Annotated in this window: 16 protein-coding genes; 4 read left to right on the plus strand and 12 right to left on the minus strand. The window is 42.2% G+C overall.

Going from position 1 to position 24,629, the window contains the following annotated elements:
- Positions 1-189: 189 nt before the first annotated feature.
- The 7 genes from KTO63_RS10225 to KTO63_RS10255 all read right to left on the minus strand — a co-directional run bounded on the left by KTO63_RS10225 (position 190) and on the right by KTO63_RS10255 (position 10,370).
- A complete protein-coding gene (locus KTO63_RS10225) occupies positions 190-1,113 on the minus strand; it encodes an alpha/beta hydrolase (RefSeq protein WP_217791169.1) in 924 nt (307 codons plus the stop codon).
- Positions 1,114-1,431: 318 nt separating this feature from the next.
- Entirely contained in the window at positions 1,432-2,460 is a 1,029-nt protein-coding gene (locus KTO63_RS10230) for a pectinesterase family protein (RefSeq protein ID WP_217791170.1), read from the minus strand.
- A 7-nt stretch (positions 2,461-2,467) separates the two neighbouring features.
- Positions 2,468-3,463 (minus strand): alpha/beta hydrolase, encoded by a 996-nt coding sequence (locus KTO63_RS10235; protein ID WP_217791171.1) that lies wholly within the window; start codon positions 3,461-3,463, stop codon positions 2,468-2,470.
- Positions 3,464-3,959: 496 nt separating this feature from the next.
- Positions 3,960-5,477, minus strand: a complete 1,518-nt coding sequence (locus KTO63_RS10240) for a RagB/SusD family nutrient uptake outer membrane protein (protein WP_217791172.1) — start codon at positions 5,475-5,477, stop codon at positions 3,960-3,962.
- 30 nt (positions 5,478-5,507) lie between these two features.
- Entirely contained in the window at positions 5,508-8,534 is a 3,027-nt protein-coding gene (locus KTO63_RS10245; RefSeq protein ID WP_217791173.1) for a SusC/RagA family TonB-linked outer membrane protein, read from the minus strand.
- Positions 8,535-8,639: 105 nt separating this feature from the next.
- Positions 8,640-9,707 carry a FecR family protein gene (locus tag KTO63_RS10250; RefSeq protein ID WP_217791174.1) on the minus strand — a complete coding sequence of 356 codons (1,068 nt, stop codon included), beginning with the start codon at positions 9,705-9,707 and terminating at the stop codon, positions 8,640-8,642.
- Positions 9,708-9,785: 78 nt separating this feature from the next.
- Entirely contained in the window at positions 9,786-10,370 is a 585-nt protein-coding gene (locus tag KTO63_RS10255; RefSeq protein ID WP_217791175.1) for an RNA polymerase sigma-70 factor, read from the minus strand.
- A 282-nt stretch (positions 10,371-10,652) separates the two neighbouring features.
- Between KTO63_RS10255 and KTO63_RS10260 the strand changes: the two genes are divergently transcribed.
- The 3 genes from KTO63_RS10260 to KTO63_RS10270 all read left to right on the plus strand — a co-directional run bounded on the left by KTO63_RS10260 (position 10,653) and on the right by KTO63_RS10270 (position 16,086).
- Positions 10,653-13,508: a glycoside hydrolase family 2 protein gene (locus tag KTO63_RS10260; RefSeq protein ID WP_217791176.1), complete on the plus strand. Its 2,856-nt coding sequence runs from the start codon at positions 10,653-10,655 to the stop codon at positions 13,506-13,508.
- A 17-nt stretch (positions 13,509-13,525) separates the two neighbouring features.
- Positions 13,526-14,944: a glycoside hydrolase family 28 protein gene (locus tag KTO63_RS10265; RefSeq protein ID WP_217791177.1), complete on the plus strand. Its 1,419-nt coding sequence runs from the start codon at positions 13,526-13,528 to the stop codon at positions 14,942-14,944.
- A 194-nt stretch (positions 14,945-15,138) separates the two neighbouring features.
- Entirely contained in the window at positions 15,139-16,086 is a 948-nt protein-coding gene (locus tag KTO63_RS10270) for a pectinesterase family protein (RefSeq protein ID WP_217791178.1), read from the plus strand.
- 173 nt (positions 16,087-16,259) lie between these two features.
- Here the strand turns inward: KTO63_RS10270 and KTO63_RS10275 are convergent, their stop codons facing one another.
- The gene (locus KTO63_RS10275; RefSeq protein ID WP_217791179.1) at positions 16,260-16,970 is read right to left on the minus strand and encodes a hypothetical protein; all 711 of its coding nucleotides are present in this window, start codon (positions 16,968-16,970) and stop codon (positions 16,260-16,262) included.
- Positions 16,971-17,060: 90 nt separating this feature from the next.
- On the minus strand, positions 17,061-17,222 hold the full coding sequence (locus tag KTO63_RS10280; protein ID WP_217791180.1) for a hypothetical protein: 162 nt from the start codon (positions 17,220-17,222) through the stop codon (positions 17,061-17,063).
- 181 nt (positions 17,223-17,403) lie between these two features.
- On the opposite strand from KTO63_RS10280, the gene KTO63_RS10285 reads away from it, so the two are divergent.
- On the plus strand, positions 17,404-19,929 hold the full coding sequence (locus KTO63_RS10285; RefSeq protein WP_217791181.1) for a phosphocholine-specific phospholipase C: 2,526 nt from the start codon (positions 17,404-17,406) through the stop codon (positions 19,927-19,929).
- Between the two features lie 137 nt (positions 19,930-20,066).
- On the opposite strand, the gene KTO63_RS10290 is transcribed toward KTO63_RS10285, so the two are convergent.
- Genes KTO63_RS10290 through KTO63_RS10300 form a run of 3 tightly spaced genes read right to left on the minus strand, consistent with a single transcriptional unit; the run spans position 20,067 to position 24,618 of the window.
- Positions 20,067-21,326: a DUF4998 domain-containing protein gene (locus KTO63_RS10290; RefSeq protein ID WP_217791182.1), complete on the minus strand. Its 1,260-nt coding sequence runs from the start codon at positions 21,324-21,326 to the stop codon at positions 20,067-20,069.
- A gap of 31 nt (positions 21,327-21,357) precedes the next feature.
- A complete protein-coding gene (locus KTO63_RS10295) occupies positions 21,358-22,575 on the minus strand; it encodes a DUF5000 domain-containing lipoprotein (protein ID WP_217791183.1) in 1,218 nt (405 codons plus the stop codon).
- A gap of 36 nt (positions 22,576-22,611) precedes the next feature.
- Positions 22,612-24,618 (minus strand): RagB/SusD family nutrient uptake outer membrane protein, encoded by a 2,007-nt coding sequence (locus KTO63_RS10300; protein ID WP_232373114.1) that lies wholly within the window; start codon positions 24,616-24,618, stop codon positions 22,612-22,614.
- Between the last annotated feature and the right edge of the window lie 11 nt (positions 24,619-24,629).

Below are 24,629 nucleotides of genomic sequence, written 5' to 3' on the forward strand. Positions count from 1 at the left end.
TTGAGAATGGAGAGTTGAGAGTGAGGAATTAGAAATTCGTTTAGATGGCACTTAAATAAAAAACAGGTTGAAGATGCGTCTTCAACCTGTTTTTTATTTAGAAGCGGGGGCGTTTAGACAACAGTTTAATATTAAGTGCAGGCTCTCTGACTATAAAGAACTCTCAACTCTCCATTCTCAATTCTCAACTCACTTTGTTTTCCCGTCACTTAAAAGCCCCATTTCTTTAAGCCAAGCTTCAAACAACGTTGTCCACTGTTCAACTGAACCGGGATTGTTGTGCAATATGATGGCATGTGCGCCTTGAGGAAATATGTGTATGGAAGCTGGTACCTGTTTGTCGAGCAATGCCTCATAAAACAGCAAACTGTTTTTAACAGGAACTGCATTGTCATTGTATGCATGCACCATGAACACCGGCGGACATGTGGCTGTAACCTGCAGGTAAGTAGAGTATTGTTCAATGCGTGCTTTTGAGGTATCTGCACCCAAAAGATTGTTGCGGCTACCTTTGTGAGCGTATTTGCCAAGGTCGATAACGGGAGATAAAAGCATGGCAAAATTTGGTCTTGAAGATACATTGTCCAATGAGTCGCCAATGTTTGCAATTTCTTTTTCCGTCACAGCTGTGAGCGATGCAAGATGACCGCCTGCAGACGTTCCCTGTATACCGATCTTGTTTGACTGAAAGTTCCATTTTGCAGCGTTTGCCCTGATAATCTTCATTGCACGTTGTGCATCCATTAATGGTCCTGTTTCTCTTTGAACGAGATCAGGCGAATTGGGTAGTCTGTAGTTCAGCACAAATGCTGTTACGCCAATCGAATTGAACCACTTTGCCAATTGCCATCCACTCGTAATGTAGGCCAGCCTTTCGTAACCGCCACCCGGGCAGATGAGCACAGCAGCGCCCCTGTTTTCCTGCGAAGATGGAAAGAACACATACATGCCGGGTGTACCTACTCTGTAAATTCTTTCGTTGGCAATGCTGTCTGTAAGGTGCATTCCTTTTGTGTTGGGCATTTTACCCGTCGGCCAAAGGGGGATGAACTCTTGCGCCTGCGTGAAAAGAGAAAAGAAAGTGACTATTGAAAGAAGAATCGTTTTGTTCATGAGAAAAAAGTAAAAATTAAAAAGTAAAAAAGGTCGAAAATTGTTTTGACCGAGTAGCTGAAGAGAGACTTCCCCATCATTGCGAGACCGGCGGAGAACATATATTCCAATTATAAAAGCAATGTTGAAAAATCGACGAGCGGTCGAAGCAATCTCCGGATCAACCTGTCGATGAGATTGCTTCGGCCGAAGCTGATTTTTGATGTTGCTTTTGTTGGGCCATCATTCATTCTCCGCAGGCCTCGCAATGACGACGCGGTTTTCGCGCAAGGGTTCAGTCATTCAGTCATTCAGTTACTCAGTTATTCAGTTATTCAATCATTTCCCTTTCCCCGGCCATTCAAACAGTTTTGTTTCAAACTTATACCAGCTTGTTTCTATGTTGAAATTTTTATCGTTTATGCCGAGAATGTTTTCCAGTGTGTAGTCTTTGCTTTCTTTGTCTGTCAGCTGATGCGTCCATGCAGACCTTGTGGAGGGACTGTTGCCTTCTCCTGTGTTGTTGTATTCTGCGTAGAAAACTGTTTTTTCATTTTGTGGATTGTCCCAGTTGTGCCAGCCCTTCGGCACGATTGCTTTTGGCAAAGCGCAATTCATGAATACTGTTTTTGCATTCGCTCGCCATGGTCGTCCGAGCAGTAACTTGTTTACAGAAGTATCTGCGATTATTTTACAATTCATAAAAACATAGCCGAACTTTTTACCCTTTGTTGTGCTGGCTGCAGTAATGAATGAGTTTGCTTTACAACGAATCGTGCAATTGTTGAACACTGCAGTGGCTGGGCCAAATATAAAATCTGTCGTGCCTTCGATGTAGCAATCTGTAAACAGTTGTCGCGACATTTCACCACCCGTGAAAATAGTGTCCTGGTTGCCAAGGAAACGACAATTTTTAAACACTGCCTGATCTGCATCTACGTGCAATGCAACTGCCTGCCCAACCGGACCTGCGGAGTTTGCAAAAGTGATGTTCTCTGCAATGAATCTGTTGCCGGATATTTTAGCGGTGTAAGAAGTGAAGGTTGTGTTTTTCCCTCTTCCTGAATAATCATTGAAAGTGATGATCGTGCTGTCTGCACTCTGTCCTATGAAATGCACATCAGTATTAGTATTGGGCAACTCTATCTTTTCATTGTACACACCGTTTTTTATGTAAAGTAAAATTGGCATTAAGGGATAGACACGCATGGCATCAATGGCATCCTGAATATATTTGAAATCTCCCGAGCCGTCTTTTGCAACGGTGAACACATATTTGTATTGCTGCGGATTGGCAGTTTGCGCGAAAATGTTGGTGAAGAAACAAAAGGTAAAAAGAATGCTAAGGAAAAAGATCTTGAAATTCATCTGGCTGTTATTTGTTCGTGAAAACTTTTTGCAAAAACCCGTCGATATAATTTACCATGGGAGTGAACCATGGATTAAACAACGGAAATGAATGCGGTGCATTCTCAAATGTATGGACTTCTGAATAAATACTATAGTCATTCAGCACTTTAATAAAATCGTTTCTTCCTGCGTGCATGCGATCGACGGAACTGTTGAGAAAAAGAGTAGGAGGCGTTTTGCTGCCCACATAACTCAATGGAGACGCGGCGTTCCACAATCCTGTGTTTTCTTTTTTACTGTAACCAAACCAATAAGTACCTGCAGAAGTACTTTTGCTGTCATCTCCCTCGCCGGTTTCAGGATGTGTGAAAGACAATGTGCCGTCGATGTCTACAATGGCATTTACATTGGAGTTGATACCGTCATTGCAACCAGCTCCTTCAAACAATGGCATGTTACCCGTAACACCGAGAAATGCTGCGAGTTCGCCACCGGCAGAAAATCCAGCAATAACAATTTTAGAAGTGTCGACATTGTATTTTGCAGCATTTGCTTTTATCCATCTGATAGCAGCTTTGAGATCATACACAGCCGCAGGAAAAAGGGCTTCCGTTGAAAGCCTGTATTCTGGAGTAAAACAAACATATCCCTTTGCTGCAAGTGCCTGCGCCAATGGGTAATGTTGTGTTCTGTTGCCCGATCTCCAACCTCCACCATGAATCATGATGAATGCGATGCGATTGGTTTTTGCATCTTTTGGAGCAAACACATCGAGTGCAAGTTTGCGTTTGCCGGTCGTGCAATAGATAATATCTTTTGTGGTTTGAATATTTTTATCAGTAAACTCAGGTACAATTGAAATTTCAGGATTGCCTTTGAGGCTGTGCTTGTAGGCGCTGTAGTTTGTATAGCTCGTATCACGGATACCAGTAATGCCTTTTAGGGATTGTGCAGATGAAACTACAACTATAGAAATGCAGAGCAATGTAGCCGCCGTGTTTTTGAATAATTTTTTAATCATTGTGGCAAATTCGTGGTTGTTGTTTTGCTGAATAAAACTTGCGTTAGAGTGTGCGACGCCCGCCTGAATGAATTCTTTCGGGCAGGCAACGATGTTTAATACTTATTCAAATGTTGGGATCATAAATATAGAAGAAATTTTGAAATAACGAAGATTGAAGCGTAGGCAACGTTGCTTGCCCCACGAGCAAGGAATTTCAGAGTAACACAAAAAGACTGCTTGTGCTAATCCCAGATCCCTCGTATCTCGGGACGACAAACAGTCTTTGGTTACCGACTATTGACATGCTAGTAAGAAAAAAAATCCGTGTAAATCAGTCTTATCAGTGTCATCTGTGTGCCATCACATTTTCAAAATATTCACCATTCCGAAGAACGGGCTACCGGTAATTATAACGTTTGCTTTGTGAGGAAACCGGCCTCACCCGCTCTTCGGAAATGATGAATGTTGCTACCACATTTCAATTTTCAAATTTTCAAATTCCCAAATTTTCAAATTAATTATATCCCGGATTTTGTTTCAGGTTTGGATTCGCGGTTATTTGCTCGTTAGGAATTGGCATGAGACCACGATACTTTTCTGTTTGTGTGGTTTTGAATGCCCATGTGCCTGTGAAGAAATCTCCAAAGCGAATCATGTCCCTTCTCCTGCAGCCTTCCCACAGCAGCTCTCTTGCACGTTCGTCTTCGATGTTCTGTATGGTCAGCGCAGACAAACTGCTTGCTTTGCTTCTTGTTCTTACCTTGTTGATGAGTGTTAATGCATCTGAACTATTTCCCAGCTTAAACAGTGCTTCTGCTTTTGTAAGAAGAATCTCAGAATATCTCACCATCACAAGATCGTTGTCTCCATTATAACCAGACCATGTGGTGCCAACCGGTGTATACTTTAAAACTTTGTAACCTTCATTATCCTGCGCACTGATGATGTCTTTAACCGGCACCAGCACCAATTGTGTACCATTAGCATATTTTAAAGGGCTCCCGTCTAGGTATGTTTGCGGGCCATATTCTATCAGCGTTTTTCTTACATCCTGGTTTTCGTACCTGTCAAGCACTGCTTGCGTTGTGCTGTAGCCATTGGCTGGTGCGAATGGCAGCGCATATTTCAACTGATCAAGCGCATTTTGTGTGTACAAAATAAACTGGTTGTTGCCTGCGGTTTTTACCGGATCAACAGTGAACGCAGAAATGATTTCTTTTGAGTTTGCCTGCAAGTTGGATTTGAAGTTGTTCAACACTTCGGCCTCCAGATCGAATGCGCCGGAACTGATCACTTTATCGCACATGTCACTTGCTTTTTGCCATTGCGGCGTGCCTGTGTAGACTTCTGCATTCAGGTAAAGAATTGCCAGTATAGAATAGATTGACTCCTTTGTAAACCTTGGATAGTAGGAGGTTCTGTTTACTTTTGTCACAGACGGAATATCGTCCACGGCAGCCAGCAATTCTGATTCAATGAATTTATAGATGTCTGCCCTTGCTGTGTTTGTCGGCAGGTTGTTAGGATCGATCCTTGCAACTGTTACCAGCGGTATATTCCCCCAGTAATCCATGCAATAGAAATAACCGTAAGCTCTCAGCGCTCTTGTCTCTGCGATGAGTGGTTTCATTGCATCCTGGTTCGGAGATTTTTGCAAACTCTCTAACACTGCGTTTGCTGTTCCTATTTCCTGGAACATATATTTCCATGCCCTTGCATTAGTGGCGTTGTTGGGATCTTGTTGATGTTTAGTCAAATCAATATTGTTCTGGTCAAACCATCCACCACTTGCTCTGCCCGGCACGATGAATTCATCCGTCATAAATTCTCCCATTCTCCATGGATCATTTATATCAACGTTGTACGACAATAATTGGTACACGCCTGCAACGGATGACAATCCTTCGGCCTCTGTTTTATAGTAAGTATCTGGAGACAAGCTTCCATACATTTCTTCATCCAGCTTGGTACATGCGGCAAGGCTGCTGAGGGAAGCGAAGCAAATAATCAGTTTTTTTATATTAGCATTCATAGCAATCAAAAGTTAGTTTTAAAAAATAGCTTAGAAAGAAAGGTTTACTCCTGCACTTATTGCTTTAGCTCTTGGATAAGCCAGGTAGTCGATGCCAAGTGGTGCAACACCTGTGCCTGACACTTCTGAATTCACTTCCGGATCAAGGCCTGTGTATTTTGTAAACATCAACAGGTTTGTGCCTGTAATAAATGCCCTCGCATTTGAAATGAATGTTCCCTTCACAGGAATGTTGTAGCTAAGCGTTACATTGTCGAGCCTGCAGAATGAACCATTCTCGATCCAGCGGGATGAATACTTTTTAGGTTGGTCACGCGCTACACCACTTGATACAGCGATGTCCATTACATTTCTTCCTGGCAGGTTATTTAAGTAGGCGAGGTTGTTGGCCGTCATATTGTACACGTCATTACCAACAGAGCCACGGAAAGTAAAGTTCAATGCAAATCTTTTGTAAGAAAGCGTGTTGGTGAAACCATAAATATAATTCGGTTGTGCATTGCCGATAATTGTATCATTTGCGCTGAGTTGTTCTACACCGCCTTTGATGCCATAGAATTGCTTACCATAAAAAGTTCCAAGCGGTTGCCCCGGCATGATTAGTTGCGCATAAATACCTGCAAGGCCCGCGCCTTGTATGGGAGCTATTTGAATGTTGTTTCCTTTGTATTGATCATTAGAAAGGCTCAAGACTTTGTTTCTATTGAATGAAATGTTGAAGCTACTTTCCCATCTGAAATTGTTGCCGTCAATAACAGTTCCATTCAGGTCGACTTCCACGCCTCTGTTTTGTACACTTCCCACATTAGCGAGTTGTGTGCTTACAGCAGTTGGAGAGGGCACAGGTAATCTCAGCAGCAGATCAGTTGTTTTCTTGTTGTAGAAATCAACACTACCACGCAGCCTGTTGTTAAGTATAACAAAGTCGATACCCGCATTGAATTGCGCCGTTTGTTCCCATCTCAAATTCGGATTTGCATATTGTTGTGGCAATACTACCGTTACGCGTTCGCCGCCTACAATATAACCTGTAGTAGTGGCTCCCAGTGTTGTTACAGAGTTCAGGTTACCTATTTCCTGGTTGCCCGTAACACCATAGCTGGCGCGTACTTTCAGGTCATTGAATATTTTGGCAGGAAAAAATTTCTCACGAGAAATCCTCCATGCTACTGAACCTGAAGGGAAAGTTCCCCATTTGTTGCCTTCGCCAAATCTGCTTGAGCCATCTCTTCTGATCGTTCCTGTAACAAGGAAGCGATCATCAAAGCTATAGTTCACTCTTGCATAGAAGGAGATGAGCGTATTGCTTTGTTTGAATGTACTTACGCCTTGTATTGTTTTTGCAGCTTGTAAACTGTACCATTTAAATTCATCTGACAAAAATCCTGAAGCCGAAGTTCTATCGCCTTCATTAACGAAGTACTGCCAGGAATAACCGCCGATCGCATCTACAGAATGTTTGCCGAATATGTTGTTGTAGCGCAAAACTGTTTCCAGCAATTTGCTGTAATCCTGTAATTTCTGCACGCTTGCATAACCGCCAAGACCTGCGCCAAGAAGGTTTGATTTCTTGATGTATGAGTTACGGTCGATGTCTTGTTTTGTATAACCAAGATTAAGGTTGATGCTTAATGGACGCAATATTTTATACGTTGTAGAAAGATTGCCTAGGAACCTGGTGTTTGTAAGTTCGTCAATCACATCCGTTGAAAATGAAACCGGGTTTACACGATATGGTGGAACGAAAGTATAGTTACCATTTGAATCGTACACGGGATAGGTAGGGTTGAAAACATATGCCTCATAGTTCATGCTCGTGCCTGATTCACTACCCACGGTATTAGAAACCGGTGCAGATTTGGAAAAAGTTGTACCATAGTTTACACGCATGTCAAACGTAAGCCTGTCGTTCAATGCAGAGTGATTGATGTTGATGCGGGCATTGGCTCTTTTTAAATCGGAACCAAGCATTACGCCTTGCTGATTGCCATAGCCAAGTGATGCACGATAAGTGGTTTTGTTATTTCCTCCAGACATGGCAAGGTTGTAATCTTGCAAATATGCGGGTCTGTAAATTTCATCCTGCCAGTTGGTGTTGGCGCCTTTATCATCCAATGGCAAGCTGAGATCTTTCACCGTTTTTCTATATTGATCAGCAGATAAAACTGGCAATGTTTTAGAAACTTTAGAAACGCCGCCCATTGCACCCACGCTTACTTTCGGACTGCCTGCCTGGCCTTTCTTTGTGGTGATCACAATTACACCATTTGCACCGCGTGAACCATAGATGGCAGTTGCAGAGGCATCTTTCAAAACAGTGATTGATTCGATGTCATCAGGATTCAATGTCATCAAAGGATTGGTTGGTTCCTGGTCAAATACATCCGTACCATTACCGCGAATATTTGCCTGCGACACACCGGCAGAAGTGGAGATAGGCACTCCGTCGATTACATACAGCGGATCGTTAGAGCCTGTCAATGAGGTGCCACCGCGAATGCGTATGGTGTTGGAACCACCGGGCTTGCCGCTGTTCTGTGAAATGTTCACGCCGGGCAGTTTACCCTGTATCGCCTGCTGTGGGCTAAGTACAGCGCCCTGGTTAAAGTTTTTATTGGTTACGGCCGACACTGAGCCTGTCAGGTCTTTTTGCTTCTGAGTACCATAACCTACCACCATGATCTGCTCAAGTGTCGCCGCAGTTTCTTTCATCGTAACAGATAATGAAAACGTAGTTCCTTCTTTTACGGAATATCCTGAAAGTGTTTGCGTTTCATAACCGATCATTGAAAGGTTAAAGTTGTAAGGCCCGCCAGATGGCACATGCAGGAATGCGAACACACCTGTTGAATCTGTTTTGGTGCCTGAAGTAAAATTTGTTTTTGCATTGCGGATAACAACCGATACTCCCGCAAGTGGTTCATTTTTAGCACCACGAACAATTCCCTTTACTTCTCCCGAAGCATCCTGTGCACTTGCAAACAAAGGATGAAAAATTTGCAAAATAAATAGCAGTGGAAGAAAAGCCTTTGGTGGCTTAAGCAGTTGTAATCTCATATGGCTTTGCAGTTTAAAAATGAACAAAAAGTTTCCCTTTAGCCGGTGCAGCGCACCGGCTTCACATCTCGCAAAAGATGAATGGTTTAAAATTTTAAGGTTGAATTACTTTGTAATGATGAACGTGCTATCGTCCAGTTTGTTAATCGTTAGTTTGTGCAGAATTCCAATGTCTTTTAAAATTGTTTCCAGCGAGTCTGTTCTATTGTATTTTCCGGTGAAATAAATATTCCTGACATCCTGTTGCTGATATTGAATCTTCACGTCAAACATTTCGGACAATTGATCAAGCACCTGCGCAAGTGTTTGATTATTGAACATGTACCATGATCCCTGGTTATTTTGTGGTATTGACGGATTTTCTTTTTGTTCGCTCGACATGATCTCTGCCGGAGTGCCGCTTGTGTTTAGTTTAAAGCCCTTCGCTTTTGTAAAATTCTTGTCGTACACAAACTCCTGGCCAGGCATCAGATACACATCTTTTTTCATTCTTCGATTTGTCGCTTCCACAGGTTTTATCACCACTTTGCCTTCATACAATCGTACTACGATTTGACTAGTGTGCGTGTAAGCCGTTACTGTAAACTCTGTGCCCAACGCTGTTGTTGCTATATCGCCGCTGATAACTGAAAAAGGTTTTGCATCATCTTTTGCCACTTTGAAATAGGCTTTGCCAATCAGTGTAATATCTCTCTTCGTTTGGAAAGGTTCTTCGTAAGTCACTTCACTCTTATCTGCCAGTGTGATCGAAGAGCCATCCATTAATTGCAACACTTCTTCATGTCCTGTTGTGTTTATCCTGTGCTGCATAACCGGCGCGTTGACACGGGTATTTTCTTTTCGCGCAACAGCCGGTTTTCTATCCGCCTTGTCGCTTGTCAAAAATTTGATGCCGACTCCCGCGAGTGCAATGAACAAAGCCGCTACGGCAATACGTTGTATGATCTTTCTTTTATACCACGGTAACACAACAATTGGCGTTTCAATGCCTGTTTCCGCCTGCACATTTTTCCAAATGATCTCTTTCAGTCTTCGCTCGTTCTCAACATCGGGAAAAGGGGTATCCTGCGACTCTAGCCTCGTCATATATTCTTCCATCAACCGGCGCTCTGCGTCGGTCGCGGTACCTGTCAAATATTTATCAACCAGTTGTATAAAATGTTCTTTGATCATGCGCTTCAATATATAAGTACCAAAATGAAAACGATACCCTACGGAAAATGAAAAATATTTTAAACTTTTTTTCGGCGATTATTTGGCGAGGCTGATTACCAGCACCACCATCATCAAAATATGTTTGTTCTCCTGCAATACCTGGCGGAAATGTTTCAGGCAGAAGGTCATTTTTTTCTCTACGGTTTTTTCGGAAATGTTTAGTTGCAGGGCAATTTGTTTGTAGGTCATTTGCTCTTCCCGGCTCATGTGGAATATAAGCCTGCAATCTTCGGGAAGCGTGTCCAGTATATCTTTCAGCAAAGACTCCTGCTCTTTAAATAGTAGTGGATTTTCGTACACAATGTTTGCGGTGATATTGACCAGGCGACTGTAGAACTGCTCGTCGGCCTTTTGTTTTTTTATGGCTTTCAATATTTGAAAACGTACAGCCTGGTGGAGATAGGCGTTTAAAGTTTGAATATCTACCTCTGCATTTCGCTGCCACAGGGCTATGAAAACTTCCTGAACGGCATCCTGCGCCACAGATTCATTTTTAATGATCTTGTAGGCTGACCAATACAGATTGTTCCAATACCGGTTGTAGATTTCGGCAAAGGCATCCTTGTTCGCCTCCTTAAGAAGCGTAAGCAGTTGCTGGTCAGTCAGAGCGGAATACTTCATCTCAAAAAAGCAATCGTTTTATCAAATATAACTAATTGCATGCACCATGTAAAGCGGCTTGTGCATGGTTTATATTTCAAGTTCAATAATAGGAAAGAATTGACTTGCTGCAAACAGTTGTGTTTCATTCTTTTGAAAGATTTTTCTTCTTTCTGTTTATTTGTCTGTGTTAATTGTCATTTTTACAATTTATTTTGATTATCAGTCACTAACGTTTTATTTTAGAGGCCAAACAATTTCCTTCGGGAAAAACACCAAACGAATTGGAACAATGCTGAACTTATGAAAAATGTTCTTACCGTAATTTTTAGCACTGCCATGATGCTCATTTTTTCAGGCACGCAGGGGCAGGAAAAACAGATACAATATTTATCAGGCACTGCCAATAATCACACAGTAACTTGGAACTTCTATTGTACCGGAGGTAGAAACAGCGGTAAGTGGACAACGATCCAGGTGCCGTCATGTTGGGAGCAGCAGGGCTTCGGTACTTATAATTATGGAAGGGATTACAAAACCTATGGCAGTAATTTCAGGTTTGCAGATGAGAAGGGTTTGTATAAATATTCTTTTGCTGTACCCAAATCGTGGACAGGTAAAGTTATATCAATTGTGTTTGAAGGAAGCATGACAGATACAGAAGTAAAGATCAACGGAGTGAGCGCGGGTGTCAAGCATCGCGGTGCTTTTTACGAATTCAGGTATGATATTACCGATAAAATCAAATTCGGCAGTGCAAACGTACTGGAGGTTACCGTGAGCAAAATGTCTGATGATGCGTCGGTAAACAATGCAGAACGTTTAGCGGACTACTGGGTCTTCGGCGGAATATTCAGGCCTGTGTACCTCGAGGCTGTTGAGCAACAACACATCGAACGCACGGCTATTGATGCAAAAGCAAGCGGAGATTTAACGATGCAGGTCTTCACAAAAAATGTAAAGAAGGCAAACAAGGTGGTTGCCGACATCATTGATAAAAAAGGAAACAAGGTTGCTACAATTACAAAAACGGTTTCGCTAAACGATACGGCCGTCCTTTTACAAACGAAAGTAAATTCCCCTTTAACGTGGACAAGCGAAACGCCAGAATTATACAGCGTTAATTTTTATTTGAAAGAAGGAGACAAAACTGTTTTTCGCACAAAAGAGAAATTTGGATTTAGGACTATCGAAGTAAGGCACGGCGACGGTATTTATATAAATGGAGTGCAGGTAAAAATGAAAGGCGTCAACCGCCATTGTTGGTGGCCGGAAACAGCGAGGACATTGAATGACAGCATTCAGTTGATGGATGTGCAGTTGATCAAACAGATGAACATGAATGCTGTTCGTTGTTCACACTATCCTCCCGATAAAAGATTTCTTGAACTCTGCGATTCACTTGGATTGTATGTGCTGGATGAATTGGCGGGTTGGCAAAAAGCATACAGTACAAAAGCGGGTGAGCCGCTTGTGAGGGAGTTAGTGATAAGAGATGTGAATCACCCGTCTATCATTTTCTGGGACAACGGCAATGAAGGTGGAACCAATAAAGAACTTGATGATGATTTTGATAAGTGGGATATTTCGCACCGTCCGGTAATTCATCCGCATCACAGACCGGGGAATCAATTCAACGGGATCGATTGTAATCACTATGAAGATTATTACAGCACAAAGAATATTTTGAATGACAGCCTCATCTATATGCCAACTGAATTTTTGCATTCACAGGACGATGGTGGCGGAGGCGCAGCGATGGATGATTTCTGGGAACTGCACTGGCACGCAAAAAGAAGCGGCGGTGGTTTTATTTGGGCAATGCTGGACGAAGGCGTTGTGCGAACAGATATGAACAACATCATCGATGCAAACGGACTAAATGCGAATGATGGCATCATGGGGCCTCACAGGGAGAAAGAAGGTAGCTTCTATGCATTGAAAGAAATTTTTTGCCCTGTGCATGTAGAAATGAAAAGCATTCCTGATGATTTCAATGGCAGCATTGAACTGGAGAATCGGTATCATTTTACCAATCTTAATGAATGTAAGTATCAATGGATGCTGGTGAATTTTGCGAAGCCATTTGACATGCAATCACGCGGATATGAGATTGTAAAACAGGGATGGGCGAATGTGCCATCGATATTGCCACTGCAAAAAGGAAAAATTAATCTGGGACTGCCTGCAGATTTCAAGCAGTATGAAGGATTGGTGCTTCGCGTAACTGACAAGTTCAATAATGTGTTGAATGAGTGGACGTGGAAGCTACAATCGAACAAAGAGTTGTTGCCCAAATTTATTTCCTCAACTGATAAAGTCGCTTCGGTTGCAAAAAACGATTCGGTAATAACATTGAAAGGTGGTGATGTGACAGTTGAGTTGGATACCAAAACAGGTTTATTGAAGAAAGTGGTGAATGGCAAAGCTTCTGCGCTCTCGTTTAACAACGGACCTGTGATGTTGAACGGCAAAGGGACTGTGATTGATGTTAAAGCATTTCAGGAAGGAAGCAGTAGCATTGCAGAGTTTAAATATGCGGGAGACATACAAGCGGTAAAATGGACGATGGCAGGCAATGGTTGGTTAACGCTTGATTATACTTATTCATTAACCGGTAAATTTGATTTCGCAGGTATAAGTTTTTCTTATCCTGAAAACTATGTGCTCGGTACAAGATGGCTGGGCAAAGGTCCATACAGGCAATGGAAAAACAGAATGAAAGGCACGCCGGTAAATGTTTGGCAGAATTTCTACAACAATACACAAACTTCTTATTGGCCTATGGTTTATCCTGAGTTCAAAGGATACTACGGCGATATTTCCTGGATGGAATTCAACACGATTGAAGGACGTTTTTACGTGGTAAGCCAGGAGGAAAATTTGTTTGTTCGCCTCTTTGATTTTTATGGTATCACCGGCCCTGAATTTTATCCAAAGCTTCCGGCCGGCAATATTTCATTTTTAGATTGTATTCCTCCGATCGGTACCAAACTCGCGGTCAATATCACTAAGAATGCAGCGGTGTACGGCCCTCAAAGTGAGTTGACAGAGATGAGCAAACCGGTTACACGGAAACTTTATTTTTATTTTGGCTTGCCCGCTATATCCAAAAGCAACGAAAATTATAGCAGACCATCAGTAGATAATGTATTTTAAATGACGATTCAATTGCAATGAAAAAATTATTAACCTTCTCCCTTTTACTAATTGTTTCTTTAGTTGTTAATGCACAAGTGCCCTCATGGGTAAATGAAGTGGGGTGCAAAAAAATAGATGTTAGCGATAAAGAATACAGCGTTGCGAAATATGGCGCGAAGCCTGGCTCTGCAAGCAATGTCTCAAAGCAGGTGCAACGAGCCATTGACGTGTGTTCGAAAGCTGGCGGCGGCAGAGTTATTTTCCCCGCAGGCACCTATGTGATGGGGGCGATTTTTCTTAAAACAAATGTGCAGCTGGTCATTGGTAAAGATGTCTTGATACTCGGCAGTGAATCGCTCAGCGATTATCCTGACATCGATACAAGAGTAGCAGGTATTGAAATGAAATGGCCCGCAGCATTGATCAACGTGATTGATGCAAAGAATGTTTCTGTAACCGGAAGCGGCGTTATTGATGCAAGGGGAAAATTCAACTGGGATCTTTACTGGAAGATGCGAAAAGAATATGACGCTAAAGATTTAAGATGGATCGTTGACTATGATGTAAAACGAGTGCGTACCATTCTTATTCAGAATTCTGAGAATGTGGCTGTAAAGGATTTGACATTGAAGAGCGCAGGATTTTGGACGGTGCAAATATTATACTCGAAGTACGTAACGGCCAGTGGACTAACGATCAAGAATAATGAGAACGGCAGCGGCCCAAGCACGGATGGCATCGATGTTGATTCGTCTTCATGGGTATTGATTGATGGTTGTGATATAGATTGCAATGATGATAATTTTTGCCTGAAAGCGGGAAGAGATTGGGACGGTTTACGCGTTAACAGACCAACGGAGTATGTGGTAATACAAAACAGTATCGCCCGTCGTGGAGCGGGTTTGATTACGTTGGGTAGCGAAACTTCCGGAGGTATAAGGCACATATTTGCCACCAACCTGAAGGCTAAGCATACAGATAACGGCCTCCGCATAAAGTCTGCGACAACACGAGGCGGCACAATAGAAGACATTTATTTTGAAAACATTGAAATGGATTCGATCAACAATGCTTTTCAATTTAATCTTAACTGGTTTCCTGCGTATAGTTATTCCACATTGCCGCTGGGCTATACCTATGATTCTATTCCCCCGCATTGGAAGGCCATGCTGCAACACGTTGAGCCCACGGAGAAAGGCATTCCCCATGCAAAGGATATTTACGTAAAGAATGTCAAGGTTACAAATGCAAAGAAAGTGTTTGATGCAACAGGTTTGCCATCTTCTTTGTTGAGTAATTTTCAGTTTGAAAATACATTCGTAACAGCAAGTGAATTTGGAAAGCTCGAATTTGTAAGTTCCTGGAACATGCAAGGATTAAAGGTTTCAATAGATAGTCCGGTGAAAGTTGAAGATAAAGTGAGAAGTGTTGAGGAAAAAGAAAGACTTCAATAAGGTGCTCCATTTCTTTTAAACCGCAAAGAAGGCGAAGAACATGTACCTAAATTAGAAAGTTGAATTCTTACGCCGCAAAGGAAACGAAGGCTGGCTAGGAGTAAATATCTTCGTTTTCTTTGCGCAGAACTTTGTGACCTTTGCGGTTAAAATAGTTTGCTAACAAACATTATCAAGTAAAGTACTGTTTACTCATGAAAAGATTGCTTATCGCTTGTTTCCTACTGGTTGCTTTCTCCTTAGCAGCAATAAGTCAAACCAAGAAAATCATCGTTTCCAAAGATGGGAAAGGGGATTGTAAAACTGTGCAAGAAGCTATTAATGCTGTGCCGGATTCGAGTAATTCGGAAACAATCATCTACATAAAGAATGGCGTGTACAAAGAAAAGCTTCGCTTGCCCGAAACAAAATCAAAAGTGCATTTTGTTGGCGAGAGCGTTGAAGGAACCATCCTGACATATGACGATTATGCGTCAAAGAAAGATAGTACAGGTCAGAATATTGGCACCTCCGGTTCTTCCAGTTTTTTTGTTTTTGGAAATGATTTTACTGCAGAGAACATTACTTTTGAAAACTCTTCTGGCCCAGTAGGACAGGCAGTGGCAATAAGGGTTACAGGAGATCGCGCTAAATTCATCAATTGCCGTTTTCTGGGGTTTCAGGACACGTTATATACGCAGGGCGACAATAGCCGTCAGTACTATTATAAATGTTACATAGAGGGAACAGTCGATTTTATTTTTGGTGCCGCGACTGCTGTATTCGATAACTGTACTTTATTCGCGAAGAATGGAGGATACTATACTGCGGCTGCAACGCCTGAAGGAAAAAAGTTTGGTTACGTTTTTCTCAATTGCAAATTAACCGGCAATGCACCGAATGGCTCGTTTCTGCTAGGCAGGCCATGGCGGCCATTTGCGAAAGTTGTCTATATCAATTGTTTCCTCGATCAGCAAGTAAAATCGGAAGGTTGGGACAACTGGGGGAAAGTTGACAATGAGAAATCGACCTTTTATGCAGAATACAAAAGCTATGGCCCTGGTGCGGCCAGCGACAAAAGGGTAGTGTGGTCTCATCAGCTGAGTGCACAGGATGCCAGTCAGTACACGGTTTCAAATATTCTGGGTGATTGGAAGATTTGAGACTCGAACTCTTTACCACTAAGACACTAAGGACACTAAGCATCACTTAGGGTTGTTTTAAATTTTAATGTTCTCTTAGTGAAACTTAGTGTTCTTAGTGTCTTAGTGGTTTTATTTTGAATTTTTAAATTTACGTAGATAGGCCGCCGTGAGTCTGGTACGAGGAGTGCCTCTCAATTTCTGACTTTTACATCCTCAACTCTGTCCGTTGTAATCGTTTTTGTGACTATTCTCGCATATGGTTTTCCATTGGCCGCATTTATTCTTTTGACGTAAACATTTCCAACTGAATCCTCATTTGAATAGATTGTCCAGGAAATCATTTTGTCCATTTGATCATAGGCCAAACTAATATTTTTAACTGACTTGATTTTAAATTCGACTGAGTCTTTCAATGCGGCTGCTATGGCCTGATCACAAGGAATGATCTCCAATTCGCCCCGCGTTAAAAATTGAATTTGACTTTCATCGAACAGTTTACCGTTTTTCAAAATGTCGAGCCTGAACAAAAACGGTGTGCCACTGCTTGCTTTTGTTTCAAATAACATGGCGTAGAATGTGTAAACAGGATTGGAACTCTTGTCGTTAATCGGATAAAGACGTCTTGTGTCTGAAAGTGCAAGATAGCTTGTGTCATACAACCTTACCTCCTTGATTTTTAATTCAGAGAAAAAATAAGCAGAACTCAAGCTTATGATTTCATTCTTCATGTTGAACAATGTTGAATCTGGAACGCTATGTATGTCAAACCTTTTCAGGCGTTTAAAATGAAATTCCTCGTAAGGAAAAAACATCTTGTCATACAATAATACTTTGTCACACGGAGATTGGGCTTTGGCTAGCGTAGCAAGAGATGCGAGGATTGCGATAAAGATAGTTCTCATAGATTTTCAAAGTCGCGAAAATAAAGCCCGTTGGATGAGGATTTAGCATTTGCCGTCTAACATAATGCAAAAATAATACTGGGGTTGTCTCTAGGTGAGTTTTATATAACCAATTGTATTGATGACAAACAAAACAATGGAAGCTAAACCGATCAGTGTAAGAAATGTAAATGTCAAATTATCAAAGTCTCTGTTATCATTAAGAATAAATTTTTTAGGATCGCTGGGATCTGCCAAGCAAAAAGCTATCATGAAGAGAGTTGTCGCATACTTTTTTTTAATAAAAGTGCATGTTTTTAATAGGGGTTATTTTGATAACAATACTGTAAAAAAGAATCGATCGCAATGAATTTTTGTCAGTTAGTTTTAAAGACTTGATGAATAGTTAATAAAGAATGAAAGTAATTTTAATGGCATTGCCTATTTTTAGCTCATGGAAAATCGCAGAGAGTTTATAAAGAAAGCAGGCCTTTTATCTGGCCTGATGGGTATGAATACTTTGATACCCGCCGCAGTACAAAGAGCATTGGCGATTGAAGCTGCGCCTGGCACTACATGGAAAGATGCAGAACACATCGTGATACTCATGCAGGAAAACAGGTCTTTCGATCACACTTATGGTACGCTGCGCGGTGTGCGTGGTTATAATGATCCGCGTGCCATCCGCCTTGCAAATAACAATCCTGTGTGGCTCCAATCCAACAGTGCAGGCAATACTTATGCGCCGTTCAGACTGGATATGAAGAACACAAAAGCGACATGGATGAGTTCGTTGCCGCACTCATGGAACAACCAGATCAACGCACGAAACGATGGGAAATACGATCAATGGCTGAATGTAAAAAAGAGTGGCAATAAGGGATATTCAGACATGCCATTAACGCTGGGCTACTATACACGTGAAGACATTCCTTTTTATTATGCATTGGCTGATGGTTTTACCGTATGCGACCAACACTTTTGCTCATCGCTTACCGGCACAAGTCCAAACAGATTATTTTTTTGGACGGGCACAATAAGGGCAGAACAAAATGAGAACTCAAGGGCGATGGTTTGGAACGATGATATGGATTTTGAGACGCTAAATTATCGCACGTTTCCTGAGTTGCTTGAAGAGAATAATGTATCATGGAAGTTCTATCAGAATGAAGTGTCCATCAACGTCGGATTTGAAGGACAGCAAGACGCCTGGTTGGCAAACTTTACCGATAATCCTTTGGAGTTTTTTTCGCAATATAATGTCAGGCTGCACGACAAACATCTTGTATATCTGGAAAAAGTGGTTGAAACTTTTCCCAAACAAATTGCCGATCTGCAATCAAAACTGGCAGGCTTAGACACTGGAGATGCCGCGGCTAAACAACTACAAAAAACTATAGAAGGCAAGCAAAAGGAGTTGAAAGAATGCACTGCAGAGCTTGAAGTGAAAAATCGAGAGAAGTTGAATAGTCTTTCATCAAGAGGAAAAGCGTTGCAACAGAAAGCTTTTGCGACGAATACAAACGACCCTCACTATCACTCGCTGGAATCTGTAACCTATAACGACAATGGTGTTGAAAGAACGATGAACGTTCCAAAAGGCGACATTCTTCATCAATTCAGGGAGGATGTAAAGAGTGGTAATCTGCCCATGGTCTCATGGCTCGTAGCTCCTGAACATTTATCTGATCACCCGTCTTCTGCATGGTACGGTGCATGGTATGTATCGGAAGTGATGGACATTCTTACACAAAATCCAGAGGTATGGAAGAAAACGATTTTCATTCTTACCTACGATGAAAATGATGGCTACTTCGATCACGTTCCGCCATTTGTAGCGCCACATTCTGACAGACCAGAGACAGGAATGGCATCAAAAGGAATGGACACGAAAGTAGAGTTTGTAACAAAGAAACAACTGGCTGCAAGAAATGGATTTCCTGAGAAGGCTGATCGCGAAAGCGCTATAGGACTTGGTTACAGGGTGCCAATGGTGATTGCGTCGCCATGGACAAGAGGCGGTTATGTGAACTCTGAAGTGTTTGATCATACATCCACGATACAGTTTCTCGAAAAATTTATTAAGGCAAAAACGGGTAAGGATGTTCATGAAACCAATATCAGCGATTGGAGAAGAACGGTTTGTGGAGACTTGACATCTGTGTTCAGACCTTCCAATAAAAATGACTCGCCGGGGCTTGACTATATCGTGATGCGTCCTTTTCTTGAACAAGTGTACAATGCGCAGTTTAAAGGCTTGCCCAATGGATTTAAAGCGCTAACGGAGGATGAGATTGAAACAATTCAAAAAAATCCTCGTTCTTCTCAGTACATGCCAAAGCAGGAGGAGGGCGTGAAACCTGCAACATCATTGAATTACGAACTGTATGCAGATGGACAGCTAAATGCTTCAAAAGATGCATTTGTTATGAAATTGAAAGCCGGCAATGAAGTGTTTGGTGCGGAAGCTCTTGGTTCTCCATTCAATGTTTATAGGCCAGGTAAAAATTTGCAAACATGGGCCTTTGCTGTTAAACCGGCAGATCAGTTGGAACCAAATTGGCCGTTGAAAGATTTTGAAAATGGTAATTATCATTTGTGTGTATACGGGCCGAACGGATTTTTCAGAGAGTTCAAGGGCTCCGCAAATGATCCGGCAATTTCTGTTGAATGCAGTTATGAAAGATCAGGCAGCAATAAGAATAAGCTGACAGGAAAGATTGCCATTGCTTTGCATAACACTTCTCAAAAGCCTTGTAAAATAAGGGTTGCAGACAATGCTTACAAAGCTGCCGCAATCGAAAAGACATTACAACCGAACGCTAAAATTACTGTTCCCATCGAATTATCTAAACAGCATAATTGGTATGATTTCTCTCTTACAATAGCAGGTGATGAGCTATTTGAAAAAAGATATGCGGGCAAAGTAGAGACGGGAGCAGCGGGTTTTACGGACCCTTTTATGGGAAGGGTAATTTAATTGAAAATTGAAAATGAGGAACGCAGATTTTCATGATTGTCATGATGGTTAGGATTTTTTGATTTGAGATTTTACATCTCAAAATTCAAATCATCAATAATCATGACAATCATGAAAATCTGCGTTCCGTCTTTGCTTTAATTTTGGATCAACTGAATAGATCTTACTTCAAAGTAATTTCCCGGATCGCCGCTTCCAACAAGGTTTCCGAGGAGTCCGATAGAAACTGTTTGCGACGAAGTAAGCGTGAAATTGAAGCTTTTGCTTTCAGTTACGTTCGGTGAAGTTGCTCCAACGTTAGCCCCGTTGTACATGGCTGCATAACCAAGTGCACCCGAAAGATCCGCGACTGAAGGTATTCCACTGTTGCCTGCTGCTGCAATAAAATATACAGTAGAGTTTTGCTGCACTTCAGAATAGTAGTTGAATGTAACTGTATAATTTCCTGCAGGCAATGGCGCAGATGTTGCCTGGTAAATTTTTCCATCAACCACAGGCGTTTTTCCCCATGTTTCCCAGGTGATGACACCTGCAGACTGCCATGAAGCGTGCTGATAGCCGCCAAACGTGCCGCCACCTTTATTTAATGCACCGGCGTTTGATACCCATGGAGCATTCAGTGTTCCAAATCTGCCATCGCTGCCGAGTGTGCCTTTTAAATCAGGGCCGTAATTAGAAAGATACACTTTTGTTACGTCTGCTTTCACGCTGTGATCCTGGTAGTCGGTATAAAATGTATCAATCGCAGTTGGGTTTGGCAGGTAAGCTGTTCTGTAGGAAAATGTTGAACCCACTTTGATGTTAGGCAAATTCGTTGTTAAGTTAGCAGGTTGAGAGTATACAACGGTGTCATGCAGAACATTTGAAACATCAGAAAATTTGATCTGCATGTATTGCACACCTGCATCTGCACTCACATCTGCCCAAGTGATTTTTGCTGAACCATCTGTTTGTAGTGACGCATCTGCAACGCCGCGATTCACAATAGAAGCCTGATAGTTGGCGCCATAAACATTTGCCGAAATAAACACTGGAACAGAAGAGTTGCCTGCGCTGTCATAGGTTCTTATTTCAAAGCTTTGTGTGCCTTCTTCCAGATTTGGAATGATTGTCTTTGCAGTGTCCACACCAGAAGTTCTTTTCACTACTACTTCCATTGAATCGAGTCCGCTGTTTGTGAAAACGCGGTACTTCACAATGTTTGGATCAGATGTAAATAGTCCGTTCAATTGTGCGCGGTATTTACCGGAGAAGATTTTTACCGAGTCCATTTTGCCGGTGTAGATGATGCCGCCGCCGGACATATACTTTGACTTGTAGTCATCTATTTTCGTACATGCCGCCACCCATATCGCAGTAATGGTGATGACAGTTGCTATTGCTAAATTTCTTTTCATTATTCTTAATTTTTTTATGTTAAGCATGTAACTATTTTCCCCACAGTGTCAACTCTGCAATGGTTAGGAAGTAGCTTCCCTGCCAGTTGGATAATTGACGCACGCGTATGTAGCGATAGTCTTTCAAGCCTGTAGGAAAATCGAACTGCCAGCCATTGTAGGCCGCTTGTTGATCGGCCGTTGTTTCAATCTGGTAACTTGATCCTGAAGGTTTGGTTACATGATACGTGCCGATCTTTTCCCATGATGATCCCGGCTCATTTGTAGCCGATACAGGGTCGTTAAGATCAGGACTGTTTGATCCCCATACTTCAAAATCTTTTAAGTTACCTCTCACATAATAATAGTTGCCAACTTCGAGGTATGGATTGATTTGGAAACGGCTGAAGGTGTGCACTGCGCCAAGGTCGAGCGTTACCATTTGCGGAGTGATGGAGCTTTCTACTGTAAAATAAGTAGAAGGCCAACCCGGATGGTAGTTGCCATCGTACATGTAATACGGCCACGTATAGCCACCGTTGTTCAACACCGTAGCATCATGTGGCAATACAAGCGTTGCAAATTTGCTTTTATCCAACTGTTGCTCAAACAAAGGAGTGAGCGTTAAAAACAATGTGTCAGAATAATGGAACCATCTGTCTCTTACAGCAAACGCATATTTTCTTTCTACAGAAGGTTGGTTCCTGATGGTAGCAGTGATAACAGTATCTGCACTGTACACGTTATCCATGCCTGTAGTTTGTCCCCAATTGCCTTTACCTGTGGTGTCAACCATTGGAATGATCGCAAGGTTGTCACCTGTTGGATTCAGGGCTTTGATGGTGAAACCGCCGAAGGTAATGTTCACTTCTAAAGAACGGCGGGCCAGAATATAACCCGGTGTCAATGGTTGCACTGTAACATCAACTGGCGTAGAAGCGACCTCGCTTGAGTTTACTGAATACAACTTTATGGTGTGTGCCAATGTGTCGCCAAAGCCATCAACAGTAAGGTTGTTGGCATAACGTGATGCGATCACTTGTGCCGCAACACCCGGTGAAGTTTCATACACCGCTTTTACGTACTGCAGGTCCTTGTCTGTTGGCAACGAATAAGTGATGCTTGCCTTTCCATTTTCATTAACCACCTTTACATTGGCAACCGTGCCCGGAGCATTTGAGTTGGTTACAATCGGTGAATTCAAAGTCTCCTGCTTACAACCAAAGGCCAGTAAGGAGAATGATAGAATATATAAATTTAGTTTACCCATTTTGAAAGATTTATTAGTGAGCGATAGCATTAACTTTTACCAGTTTGGATTCTGCACCAGGTTTGGATTGTTCAACAGATCGTTGTCTTTTAGTGGGAACAAATAGTCGCGCGGTGCAACAAATTTCCTTGAGTAAAAAGTTAATTCACGGTAAAACAAATCCGATGTTTTTGCAGTTCTGTCCCAACCTGTAATGTTGCCGGTAAGCTCTGCAGCTGCTGTTTTCCAGCGGATCAGATCCCAGTAGCGTTGTCCTTCAAAACACAATTCAATAGCACGTTCCCTTTGAATGATAGAGCGCATACCTGCTTTGGTAGTGTACTTGGTTGGGTTGTTGCTATAGGTAGACCATGCATCCTGCACTGATTGTAAACCTGCTCTTGCTCTTACAAGATTTACGTATTGGTAAACATCTGCGTTAGGTGCGTCATTCGCTTCGTTCAAAGCTTCAGCGTACATGAGGTACAGGTCAGCCAGCCTGATCAAAGGATATGGGTAAGGAGTGTACAAACGCGTATTCCAGTCGAATTTCCAGTTAAGGATTTTCTTCATGTACATAGTAGTGATTGGAATAGGAGAGTTCTGTCCAAACTCGCCAGCATGGCAAAACAGGTAGAAAGTGTTCTCATCGGAATGAGAAGGGCTGTTTGCCATATACCAGATACATCTGTCAAACCCGATGTTCGCATAGAAACGTGGCTCTCTGTCAAAGTTTAGTCTCGCAGTTGCTTCACCTTCTTTTACATTGAACCTTTCTTCATGCTTCGCGATACGAAGGGCCGTGTAGTTGGAGAAGTCAAGGGTTTTGTCTTCATCAATAGGTACACCATTTTTCGTGTAGAACATTTTGGCCATTTTAAGCGTTGGCCCCATCAGTGCATTACCATAAGTAATACCGTTGTTCTGGATGTATGTTCTGTCGTAAGCTGCACCGCCTATAGCCTGGAAGAATGAGTTAAGCCCCATTCCGCTATGCGTCAATCCCCACACTAGTTCTGAGTTCCAGGGGTCACTCATGGAATTGCGAATGCTCATTTGTGTGATAGTAGTGTCTGTAAGTACACTGCCGGCAGGAGTTGTGAAGGTGTACAGTTTAATGCCTTGTGCTGTACTCGCATCAATTGCTGCTTTACATGCATCCGCTGCTCTTTTCCATTTGTCCACGCTGTAAGTAGTATTGAATAGTAGCTCGCCACCCTTGTTTTGCATACTTGCAAAATCTGAGTTGCCGTTGAACAAAGGACTTGCAGCATACAACAGTAGTTTTGCTTTCAGGCCCAAAGCGATTGGCTTTGTAATTCTTCCCAGTTCAGAAGCTTCGTTAAGAATAGACGACGGTAAGCGAACTGTTGCCGTGTCGAGCAGGTTGGCAATGTAGTTAACAACGCTGTCAACCGGTTGTCTTTTAACCTGTGTTTCACTCAACGGTGCACTGATCGGAATGTTTTTATCAACTACAGGGATCGGGCCATAGGACCTGAACAATATGAAGTGATAATAGGCTTTCAGAAACTGGGCCTCAGCGATCCATCTTTGTCTTGTGTCGATATCAAGATCTGGAACTTTGGTCAGGTCCTGTATGTTTTCGAGGAAAACGTTACAATCCCTGATGGCTCTGAACATGCCGTGCCCATTGCTGTTCAATGCGCCGTCTCTTGTTCCGTCCCAGTAGTTACAGATAGGATCAGAAGTGTTCTGGCCGCCTCTTGGCATTTGCGCAACGTTGGTAGAGCGGATGTGAATCTCGTTGTCTTCGATCCATGTTTCATCACTCGCTGTTATGCCAGGGTTGTAAGTTGGGTCCTCATCATTTGGTAAATAAGAGTAGCAGGTAAACAGGTATTTCTCTGCTTCCGTTTTAGAGGCAAATGCGTTGTCGATTGTTGCCACGTTGTCCGGCACCACATTTAGAAACCCTTTGTTACAGGCTGTTGCCGAGAGCAATATCACAAGCCCTGTTGCTATAATACCACGTAACTGCCCGGATGGTTTCATGACCTTGAAAAATGAATATCTTTTATTTTTATTGAAACTGTATTTCATGAATTAGCTGT

Source organism: Pinibacter aurantiacus (assembly GCF_019130065.1).
Classification (GTDB): Bacteria; Bacteroidota; Bacteroidia; order Chitinophagales; family Chitinophagaceae; genus Pinibacter; species Pinibacter aurantiacus.